6 protein-coding genes are annotated in these 8,388 nt (G+C 45.7%); 3 read left to right on the forward strand and 3 right to left on the reverse strand.

The window, feature by feature from the left end; all coding sequences use genetic code 11:
* Positions 1 to 313: 313 nt before the first annotated feature.
* From QT974_RS27170 to rpoD, 3 genes are all read left to right on the forward strand, one after another.
* The gene (locus QT974_RS27170; protein ID WP_333471518.1) at positions 314 to 3,334 is read left to right on the forward strand and encodes a tetratricopeptide repeat protein; all 3,021 of its coding nucleotides are present in this window, start codon (positions 314 to 316) and stop codon (positions 3,332 to 3,334) included.
* 122 nt (positions 3,335 to 3,456) lie between these two features.
* On the forward strand, positions 3,457 to 3,594 hold the full coding sequence (locus QT974_RS27175; RefSeq protein WP_333471519.1) for a hypothetical protein: 138 nt from the start codon (positions 3,457 to 3,459) through the stop codon (positions 3,592 to 3,594).
* Positions 3,595 to 5,084: 1,490 nt separating this feature from the next.
* Positions 5,085 to 6,254, forward strand: a complete 1,170-nt coding sequence (rpoD, locus tag QT974_RS27180) for an RNA polymerase sigma factor RpoD (RefSeq protein ID WP_333471520.1) — start codon at positions 5,085 to 5,087, stop codon at positions 6,252 to 6,254.
* On the opposite strand, the gene QT974_RS27185 is transcribed toward rpoD, so the two are convergent.
* The 3 genes from QT974_RS27185 to QT974_RS27195 form a co-directional block, all read right to left on the reverse strand.
* Positions 6,251 to 6,379 carry a hypothetical protein gene (locus tag QT974_RS27185; RefSeq protein ID WP_333471521.1) on the reverse strand — a complete coding sequence of 43 codons (129 nt, stop codon included), beginning with the start codon at positions 6,377 to 6,379 and terminating at the stop codon, positions 6,251 to 6,253. The genes rpoD and QT974_RS27185 overlap by 4 nt on opposite strands.
* Positions 6,380 to 6,474: 95 nt before the next feature.
* On the reverse strand, positions 6,475 to 6,627 hold the full coding sequence (locus QT974_RS27190; RefSeq protein ID WP_333471522.1) for a chlorophyll A-B binding protein: 153 nt from the start codon (positions 6,625 to 6,627) through the stop codon (positions 6,475 to 6,477).
* A 126-nt stretch (positions 6,628 to 6,753) separates the two neighbouring features.
* On the reverse strand, positions 6,754 to 8,193 hold the full coding sequence (locus tag QT974_RS27195; protein ID WP_333471523.1) for an ATP-binding cassette domain-containing protein: 1,440 nt from the start codon (positions 8,191 to 8,193) through the stop codon (positions 6,754 to 6,756).
* Between the last annotated feature and the right edge of the window lie 195 nt (positions 8,194 to 8,388).

The raw sequence follows: 8,388 nt of genomic DNA on the forward strand, positions 1-8,388 counted from the left end.
TCTGACATCTGCGGTTTCTGTATCAATCAAAGACTTATGCAATTCAAGTCTAATACGAAAAATTGGTTTGTAGTGAGGACTTCAGTCCTTTCTTCTCTGATAATTCCAGTCCTATAAAAAGGTTTGTAGTGAGGACTTCAGTCCTTTCTTTTCTCAGCAATTTAGTCCTATAAAAAGGTTTGTAGTGAGGACTTCAGTCCTTCCCTTTCTCAATACTCTAGTCTAAAAAAGTTCGATCGTTCGGACTTCAGTTTTTTCTTTTCTGAGGACTTGCATTCCTCACTACGAACCGTTTGACAAGCAAACGCAAAAGATGAAATACAAAACATTTCTCGAACACATATCTGAGTTGTACAATAACTGGGGGACACCGCAAGCCGAACCAAAATCCAGTCAATTTCAGCAAATAATCAACTCTCTGCAAACCACAACGACAGCCAATGCAATGCAGTTGCTAAATTGGGCTGTCGAATGTATGTCTTCTGAAGAAATCTACTGCGAAATCGGCTGCTTTCAAGGCGGTAGCTTAATCGGTACGCTGCTAAATCATTCACAAATAACCGCTTGTGCCGTTGATGACTTTTCTGAATTTGATACTTTTGGCGACAGCAGCGATAATTTAGGAAAAAATGTAACCAACTTTAATTTATCAGAACAAGTTGTTTTTTGCCATCAAAATTTTGAGGAATTTTTCTGGGATTTGCGGGAAATGCAATCTGCCGAAAAAATTGGTGTATTATTTTATGATGCTGCTCACGATTATCGATCGCACTTACTAGCTTTACTTTTATCAAAACCTTTTTTAGCAGACTCAGCACTGATTGTTTTAAGTAATAGCAATTGGGATGCCCCGCGTCAAGCCAACTGGGATTTTATCGCCGCCCATCCTGAGTGTCAACTGCTATTTGATTTTTCCGCGCCTGAATTTAGCGATGCTTGGAATGGCTTGCAGGTTTTCAGTTGGGATGTCGTCAATACATCCGGCAATTACGATTGGTCAACTTTTCAGAAATTGAGCAGTCGAGCGGCGATTCAATCAATTTACGATTTGCAGCAACCCGACCGAAAAAAAATCACCGAAGAGCTGTACAGTCAAGCTTTAAACCTGCACCAAGCCGGACAATTTACCGCAGCAGAGGAGAAGTACCAGCAAGTTTTGCAGCGCGATCCAAGTCAAGTAAATGCTTGGCAAAATCTCGGCATACTTTATTATGCCACAGAGCGGTATCGAGAAGCGCAACAGGTGCTGAGCGAATGTTTGGCGGTGGATTCCTCCGTAGCTGGCGCTCATTACAGCATGGGCTTGGTGCTCGAAAAAACCGGGGATGTTATCGGTGCCGTGACAGCTTATCGAGAGGCGATCGCCCTCGACCCTAATTGCATTGATGCTTATAATAATTTAGGAAATATTTTAGGACAAATCGGCGATGTCGATCGAGCTGAGTCAATTTACCGTCAAGCGATCGCACTTAATCCCGCTCATTTCGGCAGCTACCTGAATCTGGGAAACTTGCTGCTGTCGCAAACAAAAGTCGATCGCGCGATCGCGGTTTACGAAACAGCAGGGCAATTGCAGCCCGATGCTGCGGAAGTTGTCGCCAATCTCGAATTGGCCCGCCGTCTCAAAAATGACCCAATTCAAGCATACCTTTATTTTGGCAACGATTGCTGTGGGCGCGGCGAATATCAACAAGCCGTTATCCAGTACAGGAAATTTTTAGAAGTTCAAACAGGCGACCTTCAATTATATTTAAATTTGGCTGAGTGTTACCAACATTTAGAGGAATATGCAGCAGCAGTTCAAGTTTGCTGGGAGGCGATCGAGCTTTATCCAGCAGATGCCAGTCTTTACCGCAATTTAGTCTCAGCAATGCTCGCATCCGGGAAAACTTCAGAAGCGATCGCAATTGCTAGCCAAGCGTCGAGTTTATTTCCCCAAGAGGTTTTTTTTAATCCGGGACAGTATTTAATTTTGCCGGTGATTTATCAAAGTGTAGAGGAAATAGCTGTTTATCGCGATCGGTTCGAGACGGGAATCAAACAGTTAATCCAACAAACCAACCTCGATACAGATGCAGGCAAACAAAAAGCTTTAACAATTATCGGTCAGCACACCAACTTTTTTCTAGCTTATCAAGGCTGCAACGACTTAGATATTCAGAAACTGTACGGGGACTTTGCCAGCAAAGTCATGGCTGCTAACTACCCGCAGTGGGTAAAGGATTTACCGCTACCTCCCCCCAGCAAAACCGGAAAAATTCGCATCGGCTACATATCTGGTTGCTTGTGGGGACATACAGTCGGCAAATTAACCCTCGGCTGGCTGCAACAGGGCAGCAGCGAATTTGAAATATATTGCTATCAAATTACGGAGACGCAAGACAACTTTACTCAACAGTTCCGATTTTACAGCGATACTTTCCGCTACATCCCCGGCAACTTAGAATTAATCTGCCAACAAATTATTGCTGACCAATTACACGTACTGGTTTTTCTCGATATTGGACTGCAACCGCAAATGACTCAACTTGCAGCCTTGCGCCTTGCTCCCGTTCAGTGTAGCTCCTGGGCGCATCCGGTGACTTCAGGATTGCCGACAGTCGATTATTTCCTTTCCAGCGACTTGATGGAACCGGAAAATGCAGTTTTACATTATTCAGAAAAATTAATTCGCTTGCCGAATATTGGTATTTGCTACCCTTCGCCAGCAATTCGATCGGCAACCGCCACTCGTGGAAATGTTGGGCTGCGCGAGGAGGCTGTTGTTTACCTGTGCTGTCAAACTCTCTGCAAATACCTGCCGCAGCACGACTACATATTCGCCCAAATTGCCCGACAGGTTCATAGAGCTCAGTTTGCCTTTATCTCGCGTCCGAATGCTGATATTGGTAAACTATTTCAGCAGCGCCTGCACGGGGCTTTTGCTAAGTACGGTTTGGATAGCGGGGACTTTTGCGTGATTTTACCTAAAATGGATGAGAAAGCTTATTGGAACCTGCAACTTTTGTCTGATATTTTTCTCGACAGTTTTGGTTGGTCGGGAGGTCACACAACTTTAGAAGCGATCGCGTGTAATTTACCAATTGTCACTTGTCCGGGAGAATTTATGCGGGGCCGCCATTCCTTGGGGATTTTGCAAATGTTGGGAGTGACAGAAACCGTTGCTGACAGCGCAGCAGAATATGTAGAAATAGCTGTGAGGCTGGGGTTAGAACCGGAATGGAGGCGGGGTATTGCCGATCGAATGTCGCGGTCACACGCGCGTCTGTACGGCGACACAGCTTGCGTTGGGGCGCTGTCAAATTTTTATTACCGTGCGATTGAGTCAGTTTAATTACTCGACTGCGGTGAGGACAGGTTTGCAGTCGCAACGCTGCGGGCGAAAGTGGCGTAACTTGCACCTTCAGCGAAGGTTGCAGATTAGTTTTTAATGTGGTAGCAGTGGGCGATTTAAGTATGAATCTGGTTGTGAGGTGCTTAGTTTTACAACTGAATGCAACTGTTTTGTCAGTTCTCAACCCCGATCCCATCGGCGATCCCGATGCTTCTACTGTTAATATACAATTGAAAACAGTAGGAGTTTGCTGGAAATAAAGTCGGCTGTTAAGTAATTTTACAGTAAGTTGCTGCGGTCGCTTAATCGGATCTTTATATTGCAGCGGATATTTTTTAAGCAAGTATAAAGTTGCCGATATGTTCAATAACTAAGTCGCTGGAATCGCGATCTGGTTGAGCAGCTTGGAGTAGGATGCAGTTGATGGAGTTAAGAGGCGATGGTGGCGATCGCTCGCTCGCTCGGGTCTACCTCGGCAAGATCGAGCTAAACTTAGTAATATTGGACTTAAGTTGTTTCTGAGATTAAAATGAATTTAGATATTAGTTAGAGAAACCCAGAATCCCGCTGGCAGTTCGCAGCGTACAATTACCGCACGAGCGAACTCTTAGCACATATTCTGTCTGGCTGTTATCCGTAGCGCCAAAGCTCGCAGCCGAGCTTAAATGAGAATGTGACGTTACCAACTTAATGTGATGTAATGTCAAAATCATGCCCAATTTTGAAAAATTGAGCTAACTTAACAAAGAAAGCCCCTGTTGCACTACTAAACCCGCAACGCTTCATTTGGGGTCATCATCGGTTTCTCATCCAGAGTGACCGACTTACAACTAAAGCTCGCAAGCTTTATTCAATCGCAGATTGCGTATGATTCAATTCAGGGAAACAGGGTAAAGATGGGTGCATTTATACGGATTGTATTGGTCTCAATTCCGCCAAGTCGAAAACTGTCTGCTAAGTGTCTGGCCAACTACGCCGCAGCCGTTCACCCAGATATTCGCCGAAAACAGCGCCGTTCGATCGTGCCAAAGTTTTGCGGGCAGTTCTCAGGATTGAGCAGATCCAGACACGAGTCTGTATTGTCAAGCTAAGTTGACAAAGTTTGCAGGTTCCAGACAAAAAACGGCAAACAACTTCCATTTTTTGTGAGAAAGGCTACAATCGGGAAGGTCTTGGTAAGATCCAATTTTACAGTATTGTGCTTTGACCCTCTGAGGAAGTTGGGTTTGAGGCAGCAGAACCGCATCTGAGGTGGCGAAAAGTGGCCGTGCAACTGTGATGTCAGACAACATCATCAAAGCAGCAGGCGACTAAACAGCTCACACCTTGAATGCGCATAAGTTAGAGGGTTCCGTGCCGGAAAACTTGCACGGGTAAAAGATCGAAGCGGCGAAGCAAAAAGCCAGTATTTTTTGAGGTGCGATCGCTCGCATTTGGGGTTGTGATTTTCTGGGAAGGTATCGCAGATAATGCGGTTATTTGTTGCGAATGAAAAAACCGCAGGCTGAAAATCGAAAATCGTAGTGTTAAAATCTGCGATCGTAGATTGCATCGGCTGGCTGCTTCAAACCAGAATTCCAACTTAAACTCATAAAACTGGTGCAGTTTCGGTAACTGCGCAACTTAGCAGACAGAAAATCCCACTATTTCTTCCTACAGGAATGTCAATACTGGCTAACTTGTCTAAACTACAAACAGACACTATTCCACTGTTATTTATTCTTTAATTCAGGAGCATGAGGAAAGCAGCATGATCCAGGCTAACACCGTACTCGAAACCAAAATTACACCCCAAATGGAAACAATCGATTTGCTTCGGAACGGCGAAAGCGTTCTACCTGAGAGTGAGTTGGAACTCTTTATCGACGAAGAAGACGATCGAGAAGATTTTTTAGACAGTTCCTCCGAGGAAGACGACACTAAAGCTGGCAAAGGTGCTAAAGCCCGCCGTCGGGCTCAGGCAAAGAAAAAGCATTATACAGAAGACTCTATTCGTCTTTACTTGCAAGAAATCGGTCGGATTCGACTGCTGCGAGCAGATGAAGAGATTGAACTCGCCCGCAAGATTGCAGATTTGCTGGAATTAGAGCGAGTTCGAGAACAACTGCTCGAAGAGTTAGACCGCGAACCCAAAGATAACGAGTGGGCTACTGCTGTAGATATGGCACTACCAGCATTTCGTCACCGACTCCACATAGGGCGGCGGGCGAAGGAGAAGATGGTGCAATCAAACCTGCGTTTGGTGGTGTCGATCGCCAAAAAATACATGAACCGCGGTTTGTCCTTCCAAGATTTAATCCAGGAAGGCTCTTTAGGCTTGATCCGTGCCGCTGAAAAATTCGATCACGAAAAAGGCTACAAGTTTTCTACCTACGCAACTTGGTGGATACGTCAAGCCATCACCCGAGCCATCGCGGACCAATCGCGTACGATCCGCCTACCGGTTCACCTTTACGAAACCATCTCGCGGATCAAGAAAACTACCAAACTGCTGTCTCAGGAAATGGGTCGCAAGCCTACGGAAGAAGAAATTGCTACCCGGATGGAGATGACGATCGAGAAGTTGCGATTCATCGCTAAATCTGCACAATTGCCAATCTCTCTCGAAACTCCGATCGGCAAAGAAGAAGACTCGCGTCTGGGAGACTTTATTGAATCTGACGGGGAAACGCCAGAAGATCAAGTCTCGAAAAACTTGCTCAGAGAAGATTTGGAAAGTGTTTTGGACACTCTGAGCCCCCGAGAACGCGATGTACTGCGGTTGCGTTACGGCTTAGACGACGGACGGATGAAGACCTTAGAGGAAATTGGTCAAATCTTTAACGTCACTCGCGAGAGAATTCGTCAAATCGAAGCTAAAGCCCTGCGCAAGTTGCGACATCCGAATCGGAACAGCATCTTAAAAGAATATATCCGCTAGAGCATTTGTCTCGCATCACCCAAAAGAGTGATCTCCACTCTTTTGGGGCGACACCCCCCATCCCCAAAAGAGCGATCGCTGCTAATGGTACGGCTGATATTTGCTGCGCGGGTAAATCCCGGCATAAATTGCGCTGCGCTAAAAGTCCGCGGGCAAAATTTTGGGAGTCCCCAACGGAACTCCCAAGCTTTGCAGTGTCTGAAAAGTTTTAGCTAAAAAATTAGATCGGGCCCCAGAAGTGAAGCACGCCTTGACCGGAAACCAATTCGACGATCGCAGCGGTAGAGAAACCAATCATCGCCAAACGACCGTTCCAATTTTCAGCTCCTTCGCTGAAGCCCCTGTTCCAAGCGTTGCGTTTTTGTTCTTGCATAGTGCGAACTTCTTTCGTTAACTTTTGTAAGGCTTATGTAAATAAATATAACATTCACTTGAAAAAAGTGCAAGTGTGTGAGATGTGATATCGGTAACAAAGGTCGATCGACCTTTCTCCTATTCGTTAACGAGGAAAAATCGCCAATTCGGTATCCGGATCGAACAAGTGAATTTTATCATGGGCGATCGCCAGCCAAAGCTCCTCGCCAACTCTCACCGAGCGCTCCGGAGGAATTCGGACTTGCATCTGCACGGCGGGAGCATCAGTCAAACACACCCGCAAATAAGTTTCATGTCCCAAAGCCTCGACAATTTCCACTTGTACCGACAGATTTTTGGTAGCAGGAGGGTGAATGGTCAGATGCTCGGGTCGGATGCCCAAAATCAACTTTTTGCCGTCATACCGCTGTAGATTTTTCGCCCAAATATCCGGCAAAGTAAAGCGAAATTGGGGGTGAGAAATCAACAGCGGCGCAGTAAACTGCACGGGTAAAAAATTCATCGGCGGAGAACCGATAAACTCAGCAACAAACAAATTAGCAGGCTTGTTGTAAAGCTCTAGAGGTGAAGCGACTTGCTGAAGTTGACCAGCATTCATAATCGCAATGCGATCGCCCATAGTCATCGCCTCAGTTTGGTCGTGAGTCACATAAATAGTGGTAGTTCCCAACTGTCGCTGCAACTGCACAATTTGCGATCGAGTTTCGGCTCTCAACTTAGCATCGAGATTCGATAGCGGTTCGTCCATCAAAAACACCTCAGGATTGCGAGCCATCGCCCTACCCAAAGCCACGCGCTGTTTTTGCCCTCCCGAAAGTTGTTTGGGCAAGCGATTTAAAAGCGGTTCTATTTGCAATAATTGAGCTACCGCCCGGACTCGTTCTCCCACCGCCTTTTCCCGTTGCGAAAAATAGCGCAAACCCGGAGGCAACTTGCGAGTTGCTCCCACTAAAAAATCCTCAGATAAACTATATAGTTGCTCCTTATTTACATGAGAAGCTAAATAATTAATCACCTCTTCGATCTTATTCCTGATTTGTTCTGCCTTCTCCCTTCTTCCTTTTTCTATCCCTGTCTCTGTCTCTTGTTCCTTCTTCCCTTTTATTTCTTCCCTCTTACTTCTTCCCTCGGACTTGTTCCTTGTTCCTTGTTCCTTGTTCCCTCGGACTTTTTCTGTCTCTGAGCGGCGCAATCCAAAGGCGAGATTGTCGTAAACGGTTAAGTGAGGGTAGAGAGCATAATTTTGAAATACCATAGCGATATTTCGGTCTTTAGGAGGCAAATCATTAAGCAGGCGATCGCCAATCCAGATATTACCGGCTGTCAAAACTTCCAAACCAGCGATCGATCGCAGCAAAGTGCTTTTTCCGCAGCCAGAAGGCCCCACCAGTACCATAAATTCCCCGTCTGCGACTGTCAGGTTAATTCGCCGCAAAACGCTGTTAGAATTTGAGCCAGAGGCTTCTGGCGAGACACTTTCGGGGACAATGTTTGCTGCTTTTTCCTGTTCTCCTTGGCGGAGCGGAAAACTTTTGTAGATATTTTCTAATATAACTTGTGGCATCAAACGATTTTAGATTTTAGATTTTAGATTGGGCATGGGCACAGGGAAGAACGCCTGCGCAGGGCATTGGTAATTGGGATATTTAAGGTTCGTTCAACAGTTGACAGTTGAGGGCTTGACAGTTGAGGGCTTGACCGAAGGAGAGCGACCTCTACCCTTAAGTCCGAGGATTGGAGTAATGAATAGTCTGATTTT

This window comes from Microcoleus sp. BM001215392 (assembly GCF_036700185.1).
In the GTDB taxonomy this organism is placed as follows: domain Bacteria; phylum Cyanobacteriota; class Cyanobacteriia; order Cyanobacteriales; family Microcoleaceae; genus Microcoleus.